A 19,781-nucleotide genomic window follows, 5' to 3' on the forward strand; every position below is an offset into this window, starting at 1 on the left:
TTACTGCCATTATAACAAATCTTCCTCAGACGTCTATCGTGAGTGTCCATACGAAAAAACCTGTCAGTCAAAAGCGGAAAAATCGCCAATGATGACAGGCAGCTGAACGAGTTCAGCCTTACGAAAAATCAGGAACGTGTGCTGTTTTGCTTGTGCGGCTCACGTCACTTACTGATCGTTTTATTTTTTTCCAGGTTCAGAGGCAATGACAGTCAATTCACCAACCAATTCCCATTTCTTGATCGGGTTTGGCAAAATGCAGCTCGTGCCCATTTTTAGTTCATAGGAATGACCGTCGATCATCAAATGCCCATACCCATCGATCACGGTCATCAAAGTATAATCGGCCTTTTGTGCCAACGATAATTTCCCACGTACTTCCCACTCATACACATTGAAAAATGGCGTTTCAAGATAGGTAACGACTGCTGATTGTCCTTGTTTGACCTCACGGATCGATAATTCTGGCGTCCGTGCAGGAATCGTCGTCACATCGATCGATTGTTGGATATGCAGCTCCCGAGTTTGTCCTTGATCATCGGTACGATCATAGTCGTACACCCGATAAGTCGTATCCGAACTCTGCTGGGTTTCCAAGATCATGATCCCTTTTCCAATGGCATGGATCGTTCCGCTTGGCACATAGAAGAAATCGCCTTTTTTCACAGGGACTTTTGTTAACAAATCATCCCAACGACCCGCTTCGATCATTTCCGCAAGTTCTTCTTTGGTTTGGGCATGGTGGCCATAAATGATTTCCGCACCTGGTTCGGCATCAATGATGTACCAGCATTCCGTTTTCCCTAATTCCCCTTCATGGGCTAACCCATATGTGTCATCAGGATGGACTTGAACGGATAGATCATCTTCTGCGTCTAAAATTTTAATTAATAATGGAAAGACTGGTTCGTCTGAATGACCAAATAGTTCTTGATGGTCTTGCCAAAGATCCGCCAATGTTTTGCCTTTAAACGGCCCATTTTCAATGACGCTCACCCCATGAGGATGCGCACTGATCGCCCAATCTTCACCGATCTTGTCGCTCGGTAAATCAAAACCAAAAACAGAATGCAGGCGACTGCCGCCCCAAATTTTTTCTTGAAAAACAGGTTTCATAAACAATGGTTCCATAATTGTTCCCCTCTCTAGTTGTTCGTGCATATTATAGCATGAATCCGCTTATTCGGCAGTTTCTTTTAAGTAACATTGCAGGATTTCGTCACGATGACCCAAATAGCTTTCTCGATGATCCACTGGATGGACCCGATTCGATAAGAAAATAAACGCTTTTTTGTTAGGGATATCTACTGCGAGAAACGTGCCTGTATAGCCTGTATGAAATAATTGATACGGTGCACCTAACAAGTCCCAACCATAGGTGCGAGGCTTTGTGCTTTCAGGCGTCTGCCTGTGAGTCAGCGCCTGCATGACTTTTTCTGAGAAAAACGGCGCTCCTTGCTGCTGACCATTTGCCAGTAACAGTTGAACGAAAAGCGTCAAGTCATCCACGGTAGAAAACAACCCTGCGTTGCCGGCATGGTTTCCCAACACTCGTGCCTTAGGATCATGGGTGATTCCTCTAAGGATGCTGCCGTCTGGCTGCTGCTGGGTAGGAACGATCATTGGCAGCTGTGAGGGAGGAAAAGGCGGAAAGCCGCTGTTCTTCATGCCTAAAGGCGTCAAGACTTCTTCTTGAAAAATCTCGGTCACTGGTTTTTGATACAGCTCCTCCAATAAAAAGCCCAGCAAAATCGTCCCAGTATCCGTATAGTTGACCGTTTGACCGATCGTATCACTGCTTTCAAGCTGCAAATACGCCTTGCGCAAGGCAGCAGCATCCAACTGGTCTCGATGAGGAATCCACGTGTTGATGGCTGCCGTATGCGTCAGCAAGTGCTTGATCGTTACCAGATCGTCTTTAAACGCTGGCAGCCAACGAGTAAGCGGCGCCTCCATCTCGATTTTTTCTTGATCCCACAATTTTAACAGAACACTCGTTGTACAAACGACTTTCGTCAATGAGGCTAAATCAAACAAATGATCTTTCGTCATAGGTTCGGTTTTCGGAAGAAGCGCTGCCTGTCCGAATACATGGGTCTCTTGGGTTTCACCAGCGATAAAACGCAGCACCGCTCCTGGGAAAACGGTCGGCATTTTTTCTTGAATGAGCTGTACTGTTTTTGGGTACATTGTCATCGTTCCATACTCGCTCCTTTCAGGCTTGTCTTGCTTCTAACTTTAGCACTTTTTAGCAGCAAACAAAACTCGTTATCCCCTTTTTTCCTCCAACTATCCGACTCGATCAGCTAGTCGATTCGCTTGCTTGGTTTCTTAGTCATCAAAAAACATCGACTACTCAAAAGAGTTTCCGATGTTTTTTCTTATCTATTTAGATTTATTTTTTAACGATAAACCACCATTCGATACCGATCGCATCGTAGGTCGTCAACAACTTCCGTTTTTTGTCGATGAAAAACTCTTGCTTCTTCTCAGACAAGTGCTTTTCCAATGTATCGATATCTTCTTGACTGATGGAGATTTTCAAGAAGTCTAAGCCAAGCACCTCATGGGTCGGCAAATCGATCGTACCACCTTGTGCTTCAGTCAAGCCGACTTGGAAGTCACCATCATTGAGGATAAATTCCTTCGTTTCGGCTTCTTTTGTTTTCAAGCCTAAGCTTTCTTCTAAGAAAAGCTGCTCTTTGGCTAGATCACTGACGTTTAAATACAGCTTGCCAAAATGAGCTTCTTTTGATAAGCCAGCCGCTTTTGCAGGTGCCGCTTTGATCAATTCTGCTTCGTCTTTTGGTACCGCAGTTCCTGCGGGTGCTGTAAATAAGACTTCAATTTTGTTCCCTTCTGGATCAGCTATAATAAAGCCTAATTGATTCGCTTCATAACGAGCTTCTTCGAAAGCAATCGCTTTTTGTTGGGCATTGCTCGCGATAGTTGCCGCTTCTTCTAATGAGGATACGGCTAAGACGATGCGCTGCATTTTTTTGATCTCGCCGAAGTGATCGTTGGCACGCGGGCTTTCTTCCAACCATAAAACTTCTCTATCTAATCCTTTTAGACCAAAGATGGCCAATTCATTTTCTTCTCTTTTCAACTCAAAACCAAGTACATCCCGATAAAAGGCAATCGCTTGATCGCGGTCTTTTACCCGGATTGCAACAGTCAGCAACTTCGTACTGCTCCCCAATAAGAAATCTGTCATTGTTTCTCCCCCTACTTACATATGTACTCATTGTACTGATAAAACGAAATTCTAGCAAATGAAATCCCTACCTATTTTATTCTTTTTTTAGAGAAAATAAGAAGAAAAGCACAGAAAAGTCAGAATTTTGCATTTTTATGAGTAGAGAAGAGGCATTTGGGTGTTGCTAATGACTTCAGCTACAGACAGCTGCGGCTGGACTTGCCGCGAGGATCTGGGTTCCTAAACGATCGATTCGATCGGTGATACAAACGGCAGCTACCCCTGCTTTCAAGGCTTTCTGCGCACTTTTTAGTTTTGGCAGCATGCCGCCTGTGACTACTTCTTCGGTGATCAAACGGGGGATCTCTTCAAAAGAAACAGCTGATAACCACTGGCTTTCTTGCTTGATCCCAGGGACATCCGTCAACAAATATAGTTTTTCTGCTTGTAAACTAGCAGCAACCTGACACGCTACTTCATCGGCATTGATGTTCAGCCATTGCCCCTCTGGGGTAATTCCTAGCGGTGCCAGGATCGGGACATGTTTTTTCTCTGTCAAGAGCTTCAGGAAAGCAGCGTTGATTTGTTGAACCTTCCCCACCTGTCCTAATTTTTCTTCATCAATGACTTCTCCTTGAATCAGTTGATCACAGCCAGCATTCAGTCCTACGGCATGGAACCCAGCTTGCTGGAAAGCGGTCGTGATCAGCGGTTGAACTTGTCCCAAAAGGACCATTCTAGTTACTTCAAGCGTCTGGGGGTCGGTCACCCGCAGGCCGTCTTTGATCGTGACTGTCAACGCCATTTTCTCCATCATTTCTGAGATGTAGTGACCACCGCCATGGACGATGACTACTTTTTTGCCCGCAGCTTGCCAGTCTGCTATCGTCTCAAAGAATGACGGGGTTAAATTGTCTGAGGCGACACCGCCGATTTTTACTACGATCGTTTCCATCTACTCGCTCCTTTTTGTCTAGTACCTGATTTCTTTCAGGTATGATATAGTGCGTTGATTTTCACATAGTCATACGTCAGATCACAGCCCCAAGCGGTGCCAACACCTGCCCCTTCTTTCAGCTCGACAACGACTTTGACTTCATTTTCCGCCAATTGTTCTTGCATGATGGTTTCGTCAAAAGCTACCGGTGTCCCTTGGACAAAGACGGGAATGTCGGCTAATGCAATCGATACCGTTGCTGGATCGATCGGCTGCCCACTATAGCCCACTGCACATAAGATACGCCCCCAGTTCGGGTCTTTGCCAAAGAGAGCTGTTTTGACCAGTGGCGAACCGACGATGGTTTTGCTGATCATTCGGGCTGCTTCATCGGTCACAGCTCCACTCGTATGAGCTTCGATCAATTTGCTGGCGCCTTCTCCGTCCTTTGCAACTGCTTTGGCTAGTGCGGTCAGAACTGATTTGAGCATCCCTTTAAACTCATGATAAGCTGGCGTGTCAGCTTCGATCGTTGGATTTTTGGCTAACCCGTTAGCTAAAACTAACACCATATCATTGGTGGATGTATCGCCATCGACCGTGATTTGATTGAAGGTAACGTCGGTTAATTCTTTCAGCAGTACTTGCAAGAGTGCTGGAGCGATCGCCGCATCCGTCGTAACAAAGGCCAGCATCGTAGCCATATTGGGATGGATCATACCAGACCCTTTGGCACAGCCCGCAACAGTCACCGTTTTGTCAGCGATCGTTGATTGGATGACACTGCTTTTTTCAGTCAGATCCGTCGTCAAAATCGCTCGTTGAAATCGGTGGGCATCCCCTTGCCTGTTTAGTTGCTGAATCCCTGCAGTGATTTTTTCCATCGGTAAGCTCTTACCAATGATCCCGGTGGAGGCTACCGCAAAGGCTTCGGGACTCGTATGCAGCTGGGCTGCTGCCAATTCTGCCATCTCTTGTGCATCTTTTAAACCTTGCTCCCCGGTACAAGCATTGGCATTGCCCGCATTGACGATCACACCTTGCAAGGTGCCTGCTTGCATTTTTTCCTTTGTAACGAGAATGGGTGCTGCTTGTACTTGATTGGTGGTAAAGACTGCTGCAGCACTGGCTGGCACTTCAGAGACGATCCAACCAAGATCGACTTTCTCTTTCTTCAGACCGCAATGCAGACCGTCGGCAAAAAAACCTTTGGGGGTTGCGATCGTTCCTTCGATTTCTTTCATTTTCTTTCCTCCTACTGCCACCTTTTGCGGATTGTCCACTGGCTGACACGAGTATCCTCACGCGTCTGTTGGCTATTTTATGGATATAACGGTGCTTGCATAAGACCAGTCGTTTCTGGTATCTTTGCCCATCGATTGAAGTTTTGGATCGCTTGGCCAGCAGCCCCTTTGCCTAAATTATCGATCACTGCGATAACGGTCAACACTTGGGTCAGCGGATTGAAACATATGCCAATGTCACAAAAATTCGTTCCCGTCACTTGCCGCAGCTCGGGCAGCTTTCCTAACGGTTGCACTCGGACAAACGGATGGTCTTGATACGTTTTTACGTACTGCTCATAGATGTCCTCTTGCGAAATCGCGTCTTTGATAGGCGCATAAAGCGTCATAAAGATCCCTCTTTTGACAGGCAGTAAGCTGGTAGAAAATTGGATCGGCGGCATTGCCTGATCCCATTGCTGAAACTGCTGCATGATCTCAGGAATGTGCTGATGCTGATTTGGCTTATACATCGTCATGTTATCCGCAGCGGTTGCAAAGTGACTGCTGTCCGTCAATTTCTTACCAGCACCCGACAAACCCGACTTGCCATCAAAAATCAACGTACCGCTGAATAGTTTTTGCTGAACCAACGGCGCAGCAGCTAAAATGGCAGCAGTCGCATAACAGCCTGGATTGGCGATCAAATTGCCAGGAGTCGGTGCAAACTCAGGCAGCGAATAGGTCGCTTGTGCCAACAACTCGGCAGGTGCAGCTTCTTGGTGATACCATTTTTGATAGCTATCCCGATCCTTCAATCGCAGATCACCAGAAAGGTCAATCACTGGAAAGTCATTTGCGACAAGAGTCGCTGCGAGTTCTTTGCTGATTCCAGCAGGAGTCGCAAAAAACACGAGTTGATTTTCCTTTTGGATTTTTTCTGCATCAAAAGGTTCGATCAGCCGCTCTGTCAGTCCAATTAAATGAGGATACAAAACAGATGAATTTTCATGCATAGAATGACTATGCAAGGTGCCCACCTCCAATTGGGGATGTTGCTGGATCAAACGAATCAATTCAATTCCGGTATACCCTGTTACACCAACGATTGCTGCCTTCAAACACGTCACTCCTCAAAAGAATTTACTTAAGATTATAAGAAACTCCCATCGCTCTGTCAATGATTATTTATAAAACTATTCAAAATAAATTCACTATTATTCGGTTTTTATAAGAAAAAAAGCCCGAAAAATCTATTTTTATGCAATTATGCTAAGACAGCTTGCAAAATCGCCAAGGCTGCTGTCGTTTCCTCTTGCGAGATCGTTAAAGGCGGCAGCAAGCGCAAAACCTTGGATCCCGCTTTTAATGCGAGGAGGCCTTGGTTCCGCAGTTGGGTCAACACGGATTGCAAGCTTTCCGAATCGGCTAATTCGATACCGATCATCAATCCTTTCCCACGAATCGCCTGCACCTTAGATAGTCCTTGCAATCCGTCGAGAAACTGCTGCTGGCGCAAGTGAACATTGACTTGAATGTCCCCTTCTTGCAACACACTGCAAACAGCACTAGCAGCAGCCATCGCTAATTTATTGCCACCAAAGGTCGAACCGTGACTACCGGGTCCAAAAGCCGTTTGCAAATGGCTTTTGCCTAGCATCGCTCCGACAGGGATCCCGTTACCAAGCCCTTTTGCTACGGTAAAAAGATCAGGTTCAATGCCATATCCTTCAAAAGCAAACAGGGTTCCTGTCCGTCCCATCCCGGTTTGGATCTCATCCACCACCAGTAGTACCCCCAACTCCTGACAAAGGGCTGCCACCGCTTGGACCCACGCCACCTCAGCAGGGATCACACCGCCTTCGCCTTGGATCAATTCTAAAAACACGGCTGCCGTCTGCTCATCTAAAACGGCTTGCAATGCCTCAAGGTCATTAAAGGGTACATACACCATCTCTGGTACTAACGGTCCAAACCCATCATGGATACTACTTTGCCCAGTCAAAGACATCGCCCCAAAGGTTCGACCATGGAAAGATTGTTCAAAACTAATGACTTTGCTGCGGCCAGTCGCTTTGCGAGCCAGCTTTAAAGCAGCTTCGTTCGCCTCAGCGCCACTATTGCAAAAATAAGCCAGATACGGTTCGTCTGAGGCGCTCTTTTGATTTTGGGTCAGCTTCTGGGCAACTTCTTCTTGCAACTGGCTGTCATACAAATTCGGCACATGCCAAATCTGCTCTGCTTGGGTCATCAACGCGGCTTGCACTTTGGGATGCCCATAACCGAGATTAACGACCCCGATGCCACTTGTTAAATCTAAATATTGGTTGCCTTGCGAATCTACCACATAGCTGCCGTTGCCTTGCTGGATGTCGATGGGTAAACGGCTGTAATTAGGAAAAAGATGACTCATTGGTTTCACTCCTTGTCTTGGATCATTCGAAATTATGTATTAATATACATTTCAATCCAATAAATTGCAATAAATATTTAAATTAAAGCGATAAAAATTCATAAAAAAAAGAAAGCAGTGACAATCACTGCTTTCTTTCAGTCAACCTTTGGCGGTCTGTTTATCATCATTTGGGGAAGAATTTCTTTCATTACAAACAGTGGATCACGCCACTTCTTCTGAAAATTGACTGTTATACAGGTCTGCATAGAAACCGTTTTGTGCCATCAATTCCTCATGATTTCCAGTCTCAACAATGGACCCGTGATTCATCACGATGATATTGTCAGCATCACGAATCGTAGAGAGACGGTGAGCAACCACAAAGCTGGTCCGATTTTCTAACAAACGACCCATTGCTTTTTGGATCAAGATTTCCGTCCGCGTATCGACACTAGAAGTTGCTTCATCCAAAATCAAAACGTCGGGATCCGCTAAGAAGGCGCGGGCGATCGTGATCAGCTGACGTTGACCTTGGGAGATGTTGCTGGCTTCTTCATTCAAGACCGTATCATAGCCTTCTGGCAATTTGCGAACAAAATCATCCACATGGGCAGCTTTCGCCGCAGCGATCACTTGCTCTTTGGTTGCTTTTTCATTTCCATAATGAATGTTGTCATAGATGGAACCAGTAAACAACCACGTATCTTGCAGCACCATCGAGATATTACTACGCAACTCATCACGAGTCAAGTCTCGGGTATCTTTGCCATCGTAACGAATGCTACCGCCAGAAACATCATAAAAACGTTCCAAGAGATTGATCAGCGTGGTTTTCCCAGCGCCGGTAGGTCCTACGATAGCCACCATCTCACCAGCTTTGACATCCAGATTAAAATCGGTCATCAATAATTTGTCTGGCGCATAACCAAATTGAACATGATCGAAACGAACTTTGTATTCACTGTCTTCCACTGGCAATCCAGAAGGCTCATCAGTCATTTCTTCTTCATCAAAGACTTCAAAGACCCGTTCGGCAGATGCAACGGTTGATTGGATGGTGTTTAGTAAGCTAGCGATTTGAGTGATTGGTTGAGAGAATTGATTGGTGTATTGCAAGAATGCTTGCACATCCCCTAACGTCATGTTCCCATTCGCCACTTTGATCCCACCAAGGACAGCCACGAAGACATAGCCTAAGTTTTTAATGAAGTTCATCAAGGGCATAATGATCGCTGAAATAAATTGGGCTTTCCAACCAGCGGAATACAGACGGTCATTTTCTTCTTCAAAAACGACTTGATCGGCAGCTTCATGGTTGAAGGTTTTGACAACGGTATGACCGCCGTAAGTTTCTTCGACTTGGTCATTGAGCAATCCTAAACTTTTTTGTTGTGCCGCAAAGAATTTTTGCGATTTTGGTGCGACGATCATCACGACGATCAAGCTTAAAGGAACCGTTGCTAAAGCAACCAAAGTCAGTTGCCAACTGATCGTCAGCATCATCCACAAAACCCCGATAAAGGTCACGACACTCGTAATAAATTGGGTCAAGTTTTGTTGCAGGGTACTTGCGATATTATCCATATCATTGATCGCCCGTGACATGATATCCCCATTTGAGTGAGTATCATAGTAAGAAATCGGCAAGCGGTTCATTTTTTCATCTAAGTCACGACGCAGCTCATAAACCGTCCGTTGCGAGACACGGGTCATAATAAACTGTTGTAGAAAGTTGAAGACGGCTGAAATCACATACATGCCGATCGCGATCAAAATGATTTGACCAACTTTCTCAAAATCGATAGGAAATTCTGTTACCTGTTGGCCGGCTTGCATCTGCTGCGCACCGATCATGACACCTTTAAAAATTTCAGTGGTCGCTTCCCCTAAAATTTTCGGTGTTTGGATTTGGAAGATCACGGCTGCGATCGCTAAAACGAAGACGGCAATGATAGCGATGGAGCGTTTCGACATGTACCCGAAAAGCCGTTTGACCGTCCCCCAAAAGTTTTTTGGTTTTGGTCCTTTGGCACCGATGTTACGGCCTGGACCGCCGCCCATTGGTCCGCCACGGTGTTGTGTTGTTGTTTTCTTTTCACTCATGCAAGATCCTCCTCTCTCAATTGTGAAGAAACGATTTCTTGGTAGGTTTCATTGTCTGCCATTAATGATTCATGGGTTCCTTTTCCTACGAGTTTTCCTTCATCCAATACTAAGATCGTATCGGCATCCATGACGGTGCTGACCCGTTGGGCAACCACGACCATAATGCTGTCTTGCATGTCGCGTTTCAGCGCTGCTCGTAAGTTGGCATCGGTTTTGAAGTCCAGTGCGGAGAAGGAATCATCAAAGACATAGACATCTGCTTGTTTCACTAACGCACGAGCGATCGCTAAACGTTGACGTTGTCCACCAGAGAAGTTGCCGCCGCCTTGTTCTACACGGCTATCTAAGCCATCTGCCAGTTCGGAGACAAAATCTTTGGCTTGGGCGATCTCTAGTGCTTGCCAGATTTCTTCATCTGATGCATCGGGTTTTCCGTATTTCATATTTTCACGAATGGTACCAGAAAACAGTACCGCTTTTTGCGGAACAAAGCCCACGACTTCTCGTAGATTGTGCTGGGTGACTTCTGCAATATTGACCCCATTGATTTTGATTGCACCAGACTCCACATCGTACAAACGAGGCAAGAGATTGACTAAGGTCGTTTTCCCTGAGCCCGTCCCACCGATGATGGCAACAAAATCACCAGATTTTGCTTGAAAATCGATATCTTCCAACGCCAATTTCTCAGCGCCTTGGTAGCGATACGCCACATGGTCAAAGGCCAAGGTTGCTTGGTCCCCTTGTAAGCTCAATGTCGCTGGTGTTTTTGGATCGAGAATTTCATCTTCTTCATTTAAGACTTCGTTGATCCGATCAGCTGATGCTTGGGCTCTTGGCACCATCACGAAGATCATGGACAGCATCATAAAGCTGATCAAAATTTGCATTGCATAGGTCATAAACGCAATCAAGTTTCCGACTTCTAAGGTCATTTCGGCAATATAATGACCCCCAAACCATGTGATGGCAATGTTCGTCCCACTCATGATCAACGTCATCAATGGCATCATCAATGCCACGATGGTGTTTACTTTAATCGCGGTGTGGGTGTAATCTTTGTTGGCTTCATCAAAGCGATTCGCTTCATAATCCGTCTTGTCAAATGCCCGAATAACGCGGACCCCCGTCAAGCCTTCACGAAAGACTAAGTTCAAACGGTCGGTTTTCTTTTGCATACTTTTGAATAAAGGAACGGCAAAATACATAATACCGCCGACCAATACTAGCATGATAGGAATAACGACTAAAAAGATTCGGGTTAATTGGGCATCTTTTTGATAGGCCAAGAAACTCGCCCCAATCAGTGTGATCGGTGCATTGATCATCATACGTAAAAACATTTGCGTCACCATTTGAATTTGGTTGACGTCGTTGGTGGTTCTTGTAATCAATGATGCGGTCCCAAATTTATCAAACGATCGAGAAGAAAAATTCTCAACTTTTTGGTAAATGTCCGAACGTAGTTTTTGTCCTAATTTTTGTGATTCTCTTGTTGCGAAATACGTATTTCCTAAAGCGGCGATGATACTGATCAATGAAAAGCCGATCATGTAAAAGCCGGTTTTCCAAATGTAATCAATGTCGCCTGTCGCCACCCCATTGTTGATAATATTGGAAGTCAATGTCGGTAGATACAAATCAGAAACGACTTGGATCACCATAAACACCACTGCCATGATTATAGAAATGACGGATACGCGTTTTATCAGCTTAATCATAGGTTTCCCCTCTTTCTTTTTTTGCGCCCTCTCTTAACCAGCGGACTTTACTGTTGAAATCAGCGATCGCTTCGGCAGGATCATAGTCTGGATCAAACGCTGATTGGCGATAGGCTTCGGCAATCGTCGAAAAGACGGTATGCATCAGCAGCTGGATCAGCATTTTCAACTCATGGTCGTCTTTGACTTTCAATAAATCTTTGTCGACCTCTGACAAAAAGATGGCTTGCTGCTTCTGCCGATCGGCTTTGTTTTCTTGATGCATCTTGTGCTGCATCTCTGGCACGACTTTATGGAAGGAACGATAATCCATACTCATAAATAAATTGCGGTAAAAGTTTGCGTTTTTGCCTTTGAAAACCTCGGCGATCATACGTGAAAAGTACCATTCGAACCCCGCAAACAGATCCCCGTTTTCATGTTGGATCGATTTCAGCAGATCTCGCTGACTATTTTTTTTCAACGTATGGAAATAATAGTAATAAAGATCTTCTTTGTTTTCGAAGTATTGGTAAAAACTCCCGCGAGGAATCTCGGCATCTTTGATGATGTTGGCGATCGAGGCGTCTTTCAGCGGCAGTCTTGAGAATTCTTTTTTCGCCGCATTTAAGATGCGCTTTTGTTTTTCTGGCGGCAAGTGAAAAAATGTATCGGTCGGCATCACAAGCAACTCCTTTCTAATTTAAAATAAATCACAGCTCTCGATATGACACGTTGTCATATGACACTGTGTCATTATACACCCCTCACCAGAGAATACAAGAATTTAAATTTGACTTTTTTATGAAGGAATCGATTCTGGTCTTTTTATAAAGGGCGTTATTTGAAAAGAAATAACCAATGAAATTTCTGAAAACAAAAAACCTTCGTTTCCCTGATGGAAAACGAAGGTTGCTATTTTTTCATTCTAACGATTATAAATAACAATCATTTTTTCTTGCGGCGCCATAGAATCAAGAAAACGATCAGCAGCAGGATAACACCTGCGATCAGTAAGGTATAGCTTGGCGCTTCATTGGTTTTAGGTAATGTTTTTTCACCATCGGCAGTAGCGTTGGCCTCTTTCGAAGAAGTCGTTGTCGCTGTTTCTTGAGCACTCGTCGATGTTGCGGTCGCTTCTTCAGACGTACTCGTTTGCGTGCCTGTAGGCAGATACATGGAATCATTTGCCGCTTGAATGATATAAGAGATCCGTCCTGGGACAAAGGCATCTGGATCGACTTGCATCTCTTGTTCCATCTGATTTAAATTGGTCAAAATTGAGATCATCCATTCGTTGGAAACGGCTTGATTCAAATGTAAAAAGACTCCGTCTGCTGGATAGACGACCCGTAAATATTCTTGCAGCTGATCCACAACAGGAATCAAGTCAGCAAAACTGGCGTAGCTATTTGCATCAAAAGCCAGTTGCGGCTCAATGGCTTCCCAGGATAACGTCTGATCGACAAACAAGGCACCGATGATTTTTGCTAAGTAAGCAATATCAAAGCCCATCGCATCACTGGAATAACGTAGCGCCAGACGATTGCCATTGGTCAATTCTTCATCTGTCAACTGGTCCAACTGTTCTTGGGTAAATGCGGTCACACTTCCTTCAGTGATCCCTTGGGTTAAGGCGCTACGCAGCGAACTAGGTTCATCGGCTAACGTGTTGATCTCACTGACATCTTGCGTCCCCGTCTCTGCTTGGATCGAGGCAATAACAGCTTCGGAATCGACTGGTTCTTGATTCTCGGTAGTCGTAGTTTCTGAAGCAGCGGATTGATCCGTCTCTTGATTTTCTACTGTACTTTCTTGGACAGCAGCTTGTGTCTGATCCGTTCCTGATTGCTCCTCTGATGAAAGCGTCTCGCTAACGGCAGCCTGATTGCCACTTTCACTCGTAGCTGTTTCATCTGCATGAACCATCAGTGGTGAAAAAGCCAGCGTCATTAGTCCGAACCAAATTATTTTTTTCATCCTCATTGCCTCCTCGAATGGGAACACTCCCTTTGTAACGAAACTGTAACATAAAGGGAAATTTTTCGCAATCTATTTAGTAACTTCTTAAAAAAAACCTCTATCTTTATCCGATAGAGGTTTTAACATTATTTTATCGTTGCCACATGCATGACGGCTTGACCCGCTTTTGTTTCTGTTCCTGGTAACCCTTCGATATTGGCTACTTGCTCCATATTGGTGATGATCACGAGCATCTCAGAAGCTTTGCCTTTAGCCGTCAACTGTGCCAAATCGACTTGGGCAACTTGGGTAGCTGGTGTCACGGCTTGGCCTTCCTCCACCAGGATCTCAAAAGGTGCTCCTTGCAATTCGACGGTGTCAACACCCATGTGCAGCAGAATCTCTAGCCCGCTGGCAGTCTTGATCCCCAATGCATGTTTCGTGGGAAAAATCGTCGTGACGGTTCCTGCTGCTGGTGCATAGATCGCACCATTGTCTGGCAAGACGAAATACCCGTCGCCCATCATTTTTTGCGAAAATACCGGATCACTTGATGCACTGATCGCTTTTGTCGTGCCTGTGGCTACTGCGTATAAAGGGGTATCGATCGGTTCTTTTGATGGATTTGCTGTCATTTCCTTTGCAGCCGTTTCACTCGTTTCTTTTGGTTGCGGTTGCACAGTAACGGTTGCAGCTGGTTTTGCTTCTTCTGCCTCGCTTTCTTTGACTGCTTCTAAGCGATCTTTCGGAATCCCAAAGAAGTAGGTGGCAACGAAGCCGCCAGCATAGCCTGCTAACAAGCCGAAAATATAGCCCATCCAACGGCCGTTGGCAATCAAGGGGATCAAAGCTAGCCCTGATGGTCCAATCGCCGTTGCGCCGATATTTGTCAAAGCGCCAATGACCGCACCACCGATCCCACCACCAATACAAGCAGTGATAAATGGTCGACCTAATGGCAACGTCACTCCATAGATCAATGGTTCGCCGATGCCTAAGATCCCAACTGGCAATGCACCTTTGATCATTTCAGAAAGCTCTTTGTCTTTACGTAGTCGTACCCATAAGGCTAAAGCTGCACCGACTTGACCAGCACCAGCCATGGCTAAGATCGGTAATAATTGCGTGCTGCCTGTTGCTTCGATCATTTGAATGTGGATCGGGGTCAAAATTTGATGCAAACCAAACATGACCATTGGTAGGAAGGCCGCCCCTAAGACAAACCCAGAGAAAGCACCGCCCACGTTCAAGACCCAAGTGATCGAACCGACTAAGCTGTCAGAGATCAGACCTGCCAATGGCATGATCAAGAAAATCTCCGTCAAACCGATGATCAGCAAACACAACGTCGGGGTCACGATAATATCGATCGCTTCAGGAATCACTCGATGCAGCACTGCCTCTAATTTCGCCAAAAGCCATACAGCGAAGATCACACCGATGATCCCTCCTTGGTTGGCAGCTAAAGCTTCGCCAGTGAACAAGTTTTGGATCGGGGCTTCTGGGTTCATACCTGTCAGCAAGATGATCGAACCGATCACGCCACCAAGGGTTGGATTGGCTTTAAAGACCTGCGCTGCATTGACCCCAGTAAAGATCGCTAAATAGGTGAACATCCCATTTCTGAGGACGTTTAAAATCATGACATAATAATTCCAAGTATCTCCATCTAATCGGCCAGCCGTGATCATATTGGTCAGGACAGAAGCGATCCCTGCGACGAGTCCTGCACCAACGAAGGCTGGAATCATTGGAACAAAGATATTAGAAATATCTTTCAGCAGCGACTTTAATGGTGATGATTTTTGTTTGGCTTTTTGGGCTGCTTTCATCTCTGCCGTTTTTTCTGATAACGCCTCTTTGCCTGATTTTTGCGGTGGGATCTCTTGCCCTAAATCAACACCAGCTTTTGCCACCATTGCATTGGCTACTTTGTTGACTTTCCCTGGTCCGATAATGACTTGCAGCTGCTCATCATTGACCACACCCATTACACCGGGAATCTCTTTTAACCCTTGTTGATCGACCTTGTCGTGGTCGCGGACGGTCATTCGTACGCGAGTCATACAGTGATTGACTGTTTCTACGTTGTCCATTCCGCCGGCTTCTTGAAAAATCTTCTCCGCTAACTCTTCTACCGTCAGTGTTTCTTTTGCCATTACTTTTCTCCTCCTAACGCCGTTTTGACAAACCCTTGTGCCGTGGCAAGTTTTGCTTGTGCTTCGTCTTTCGTGCTATCAGTCAACAGCATCACGATCGCCAATTTGACATTCTGATCTGCTTCTTCAAATGCCGCGGCGGCTATTTCATAATCAGCTTCAGTCGCCTGCATGATGATCCGTTTTGAGCGTTCCACCAATTTTTCGTTGGTCGCTTTCACGTCGACCATCAAATTATTGTAGACTTTGCCGATCCCTACCATCGATAACGTCGAGATCATATTCAAAATCAGTTTTTGGGCAGTCCCAGATTTCAAGCGAGTCGAACCTGTCAGAAATTCTGGTCCACAATCGACCTCGATTGGAAAGCTGGCATGCTGAGAGATCTCCGCGTCTTTATTACAAGCGATCGTAGCCGTTGTGGCACCGAGCTCATTGGCATAGTCAAGCGCCCCAATCACGTAAGGGGTTCTGCCACTGGCAGCGATCCCGATCACCATATCATTTTGGTTCAACTTCAAATCGACAAGGTCTTGTTTGCCTAGCGTTAAGGAGTCTTCTGCTCCTTCGACAGCGACCGTCATCGCTTCTTCGCCACCGGCGATCAGACCGACCACCATCTCAGGTGATACCCCAAAGGTTGGGACACATTCGGCCGCATCCAAGACGCCTAATCGACCACTTGTCCCAGCGCCAAGATAAATCAAGCGTCCGCCCTTTTTAAAAGCGACGATGGTTTGTTCAATCACTTTTTCAATACTAGGAATTTCTTTTTCCACCGCATAGGCAACTTTTTGATCTTCTTGGTTCATTTTTTGACACGCTTCTAAAATCGTCATTTCATCTAAATTGCTCGTTTCACTGTTGCGTCGTTCGGTCGTTAATTTGTCTAAATTGATTTTATTCATCGGAATCATCTCTTTCTAATTTAAATCGCATCCCTGCTTTGATTTGTTGGATCAACGGCAGATCGGCTGGTATCACCTGAGCGGCGAGGTTGACTTTTGGGTCTGTCGGCAAAGGTCGTTTGCACACCTGGATCTCTCCCATATAGCGCAAGTACTCTTGGTTATCGATCGTCACAGCCCCCACTGGCCGCTCTTGGCTAAGTTCAGGTGTGACTTCTGGAATGGCATTGAAACGGGCATCGGCGCTGCGCAAGACATCCCGAGCTTCATCGTAACGATTTTGGTGATTCCCTAAGACGTGTTCAAAGTAAGTGGAACCAAGATCTTTGACCCGCAAAACGATCCGCGCTTCTTGCAGATACGTCGCAAACTGCTGGGCACTTTTTTCAGAAACCATGCCATCGCCAATGTAAACAGCATCGACTGAGCCAGTTGCCAATAAGTCGATCGCTGCGGCAAAAGGCGACCAGTTGCGGTGTCTTTCCAGTGTGGGTAATCCTTGAAATAACGGTCTGCGTTTCTTGGCATCCCCTGGAACAAAGGCTTGGACGAAAAAGCCTTGTGCTTTCAACCAGCGGTTCTTCTCCTGAAACCAGCCAACATCCAGTCCCGTTTCTGGTCGGGGGTAATAATTGTGCCAAGCTTCCAAACGAGTAAAATCGGCTCCATACGCCTGCAGCTCTCGAATGTCTTTTTCCGTCAATGTACTGGCATTCAAACTGATGGTCATTTCTTTTGAAAAAGCTGCGATTTGCTGATTGTCGATCGCATAATCCATTCGTAAACCAGTGACACCGATCTCCCTTAGTTCCGCCAGATTGTCGATGGAAAAGCCCGCTTCTGCTAATGCGTTTCCAGAAATATCTACCATTAAAGACAGCTGATGGTCTTTTGCGAAACCTCCCAAGTCCGTCAAACGCTGCCGATAAGTACTGCGATCATCTTCTGGTATGTGCATGGAGGTGAAAATCCCTTTAAAGCCTGATGCCATCGCAGTCATCTGCTCAAGTTCTGCTGCCGTCAAGTCTTCGTTCATAAATACAGAAAAGCCGAACATCTCTTTGCCTCCTTGATGGGTCACTTTCGTGATACCGTTTTCTATAAAAGCATTATAACTGATTCTTTTCCCATTCGCAACTATATTTCATAATTAAATCATTAATATAGAAATATTGTTTCATTTAATAAGAAAGCTTTACCGTTTAAACTTTCTTATGCCCTTCTTTCTACACTTATGGTACACTTTATTAGGAACGAAACTTGCTTTCGTCATTTTTACATAGTAGGAGGAATCACATCATCAATGATTACAATGGATGATATTATTCGCGAAGGCAATCCAACCTTGCGTGAAGTAGCAAAAGAAGTACCTTTTCCTTTGAGCGAAGAAGATATCGCACTGGGAAAAGAAATGATGACCTTTTTAGAAAATAGCCAAGATCCAGTCAAGGCAGAAGAACTTGAATTAAGAGGCGGCGTTGGTCTAGCAGCTCCTCAATTAGATATTTCAAAACGAATCACAGCGGTCCTCGTCCCTAGCAGCGACCCAGAAAAAACAGAACCTGATTTTAAAGATGTTCTATACAATCCCAAAATTTTAAGTCATTCCGTGCAAGAAGCTTGTTTGGGTGAAGGCGAAGGCTGTCTGTCCGTGGACCGTGAAGTCCCTGGCTACGTGGTACGCCATGCCCGGATCACGATCAGCTATTACGACATCAACGGCAAAAAGAAAAAAGTTCGTTTGAAGAACTATCCTGCGATCGTCGTTCAGCATGAGATCGATCATTTGAACGGGGTCATGTTCTACGATCATATCAATCAACAAAATCCTTTTTCATTGAAAGAAGGCATTTTAGTCATCGACTAACTAAAAAGTCTCTACCGACATTTTGCGGCAGAGACTTTTTTTCTATACTATTGACTATCTTCCTTCACGGTTTTGGCATTAATTGCCTTTCGCTAGGCTTTCTTGATGATCGGCTTTGATTTTTTCTAATAACGCTGGCTGTTCAAAAAGGTCTAATGCCGTCAGCGCTAAAAGTTCCGCCGCGATGGCGATCGATTGCAAGCCTTTTTCACTCTTGGCAGCGGCTTTGAATTCTTCCGAATGACCCGCAATGTAGTCATCTGAAATCGAAACGGTGGGTTGGATCGTCGGGATCACTTGACTGACATTGCCGACATCAGACGAACCAAGGCTTGTTTTGGCTTCCGTATCGATCTCATCGGCAGGTACGCCCGCTTCTTGGGCATGGGCGAAGAAGATCTCATCAAAACTTGGTGTCACGATCACATCGTCGACGGAGTTTTGGAACAAACCAAATTCATAGGTCGCTCCCGTAGCTAAAGCTGCTCCTTTTACGATGTTTTCGACTTTCTCGTAGACATCATTCAAGGTTGCTCGATTGGCAGCTCGTAAATAAAAACGACCGGCTGCATATTCTGGCACGACATTGGCTGCCACGCCGCCATCGGTGATCACACCATGAATATTGACGTCTTTTGGTAAATGCAGGCGCAACCCATTGATCCCGTTAAAGACTTGCAGCAATGCTTCTAACGCGTTGATGCCTTCTTCTGGTGCCGCTGCCGCATGGGAAGCCCGACCATAGAACTTGATATCCACTGGATCATTGGCTAATGAAGCCGTCGTTTTGCCATAGCGATGGGCTGGATGGACACAAAGAGCGGCATCGACATCATCGAAGAACCCTTCACGGACAAAACTGCCTTTAGCGGAACCATTTTCTCCACCTTCTTCTCCTGGCGTCCCATAGACTCGAATCTCCCCGCCTAGCTCATCGATGAAAGGTTGCAGAGCACTGGCAGCTAAGACGGAATAAGTCCCGAAGAGATTGTGTCCGCAGGCATGACCGATGCCAGGTAACGCATCATACTCGGCTAAAAAGGCAATCGTCGGACCCGGTTTTCCACTGACATAGCGGGCATCAAAGCCGGTGCGATGGCCTGCCACATCCTTTTTGACAGCAAAGCCTTCTTTTTCTAATTGGGCGATCAGGGCATCGGCTGAATAAAACTCATAGTTGCTGACTTCTGGGTGATTGTGGATATCTAATGCCAAGGCTTGATAAGCGGCTAAACGCTCTTGGATAAATGGTTTGATGGCTGCTTTCGTAATAGTTGCTGTTGTCATAATCAAATCTCTCCTTTTTATACATGCTTTTTCAGTTT

General features: G+C 45.5%; 16 protein-coding genes. 1 reads left to right on the forward strand and 15 read right to left on the reverse strand.

Going from position 1 to position 19,781, the window contains the following annotated elements; translation table 11 throughout:
• Nucleotides 1–180: 180 nt before the first annotated feature.
• The 14 genes from manA to IGJ15_RS14105 form a co-directional block, all read right to left on the reverse strand.
• Complete coding sequence (manA, locus tag IGJ15_RS14040) at nucleotides 181–1,134, reverse strand: mannose-6-phosphate isomerase, class I (RefSeq protein WP_170920124.1); 954 nt, start codon at nucleotides 1,132–1,134, stop codon at nucleotides 181–183.
• Nucleotides 1,135–1,179: 45 nt separating this feature from the next.
• On the reverse strand, nucleotides 1,180–2,196 hold the full coding sequence (locus IGJ15_RS14045) for a serine hydrolase domain-containing protein (RefSeq protein ID WP_010748693.1): 1,017 nt from the start codon (nucleotides 2,194–2,196) through the stop codon (nucleotides 1,180–1,182).
• A gap of 199 nt (nucleotides 2,197–2,395) precedes the next feature.
• Nucleotides 2,396–3,217, reverse strand: a complete 822-nt coding sequence (locus IGJ15_RS14050) for a VOC family protein (protein WP_010748692.1) — start codon at nucleotides 3,215–3,217, stop codon at nucleotides 2,396–2,398.
• Nucleotides 3,218–3,392: 175 nt separating this feature from the next.
• Entirely contained in the window at nucleotides 3,393–4,154 is a 762-nt protein-coding gene (gene argB, locus IGJ15_RS14055; protein WP_015508861.1) for an acetylglutamate kinase, read from the reverse strand.
• 35 nt (nucleotides 4,155–4,189) lie between these two features.
• The gene (gene argJ, locus IGJ15_RS14060) at nucleotides 4,190–5,380 is read right to left on the reverse strand and encodes a bifunctional glutamate N-acetyltransferase/amino-acid acetyltransferase ArgJ (protein WP_010748690.1); all 1,191 of its coding nucleotides are present in this window, start codon (nucleotides 5,378–5,380) and stop codon (nucleotides 4,190–4,192) included.
• 77 nt (nucleotides 5,381–5,457) lie between these two features.
• Nucleotides 5,458–6,480, reverse strand: a complete 1,023-nt coding sequence (argC, locus tag IGJ15_RS14065; protein ID WP_010748689.1) for an N-acetyl-gamma-glutamyl-phosphate reductase — start codon at nucleotides 6,478–6,480, stop codon at nucleotides 5,458–5,460.
• 146 nt (nucleotides 6,481–6,626) lie between these two features.
• Nucleotides 6,627–7,772, reverse strand: a complete 1,146-nt coding sequence (locus IGJ15_RS14070; protein WP_081116173.1) for an acetylornithine transaminase — start codon at nucleotides 7,770–7,772, stop codon at nucleotides 6,627–6,629.
• Between the two features lie 204 nt (nucleotides 7,773–7,976).
• A complete protein-coding gene (locus tag IGJ15_RS14075; protein WP_010748687.1) occupies nucleotides 7,977–9,857 on the reverse strand; it encodes an ABC transporter ATP-binding protein in 1,881 nt (626 codons plus the stop codon).
• Nucleotides 9,854–11,581 carry an ABC transporter ATP-binding protein gene (locus tag IGJ15_RS14080; RefSeq protein WP_005227218.1) on the reverse strand — a complete coding sequence of 576 codons (1,728 nt, stop codon included), beginning with the start codon at nucleotides 11,579–11,581 and terminating at the stop codon, nucleotides 9,854–9,856. The genes IGJ15_RS14075 and IGJ15_RS14080 overlap by 4 nt, the downstream gene beginning before the upstream one ends.
• Nucleotides 11,574–12,242: a TetR/AcrR family transcriptional regulator gene (locus IGJ15_RS14085; RefSeq protein WP_005227217.1), complete on the reverse strand. Its 669-nt coding sequence runs from the start codon at nucleotides 12,240–12,242 to the stop codon at nucleotides 11,574–11,576. Before IGJ15_RS14085 ends, IGJ15_RS14080 begins: the two co-directional genes overlap by 8 nt.
• Nucleotides 12,243–12,508: 266 nt before the next feature.
• On the reverse strand, nucleotides 12,509–13,540 hold the full coding sequence (locus IGJ15_RS14090) for an LPXTG cell wall anchor domain-containing protein (RefSeq protein WP_010748686.1): 1,032 nt from the start codon (nucleotides 13,538–13,540) through the stop codon (nucleotides 12,509–12,511).
• A gap of 128 nt (nucleotides 13,541–13,668) precedes the next feature.
• The gene (locus IGJ15_RS14095) at nucleotides 13,669–15,681 is read right to left on the reverse strand and encodes a glucose PTS transporter subunit IIA (RefSeq protein ID WP_010748685.1); all 2,013 of its coding nucleotides are present in this window, start codon (nucleotides 15,679–15,681) and stop codon (nucleotides 13,669–13,671) included.
• Nucleotides 15,681–16,589, reverse strand: coding sequence for an N-acetylmuramic acid 6-phosphate etherase (gene murQ, locus IGJ15_RS14100; RefSeq protein ID WP_430599167.1), 909 nt, complete (start codon nucleotides 16,587–16,589; stop codon nucleotides 15,681–15,683). The genes IGJ15_RS14095 and murQ overlap by 1 nt, the downstream gene beginning before the upstream one ends.
• Nucleotides 16,582–17,646 (reverse strand): DUF871 domain-containing protein, encoded by a 1,065-nt coding sequence (locus IGJ15_RS14105; RefSeq protein ID WP_010748683.1) that lies wholly within the window; start codon nucleotides 17,644–17,646, stop codon nucleotides 16,582–16,584. The genes murQ and IGJ15_RS14105 overlap by 8 nt, the downstream gene beginning before the upstream one ends.
• A 246-nt stretch (nucleotides 17,647–17,892) precedes the next feature.
• On the opposite strand from IGJ15_RS14105, the gene def reads away from it, so the two are divergent.
• Complete coding sequence (gene def / locus IGJ15_RS14110; protein ID WP_005227211.1) at nucleotides 17,893–18,456, forward strand: peptide deformylase; 564 nt, start codon at nucleotides 17,893–17,895, stop codon at nucleotides 18,454–18,456.
• A gap of 78 nt (nucleotides 18,457–18,534) precedes the next feature.
• Here def and IGJ15_RS14115 read toward each other — a convergent pair whose 3' ends face one another.
• Entirely contained in the window at nucleotides 18,535–19,743 is a 1,209-nt protein-coding gene (locus IGJ15_RS14115; protein WP_010748682.1) for a M20 family metallopeptidase, read from the reverse strand.
• Nucleotides 19,744–19,781 lie beyond the last annotated feature (38 nt).

The organism is Enterococcus sp. AZ079, assembly GCF_050547255.1.
Taxonomy (GTDB): Bacteria; Bacillota; Bacilli; order Lactobacillales; family Enterococcaceae; genus Enterococcus_D; species Enterococcus_D casseliflavus.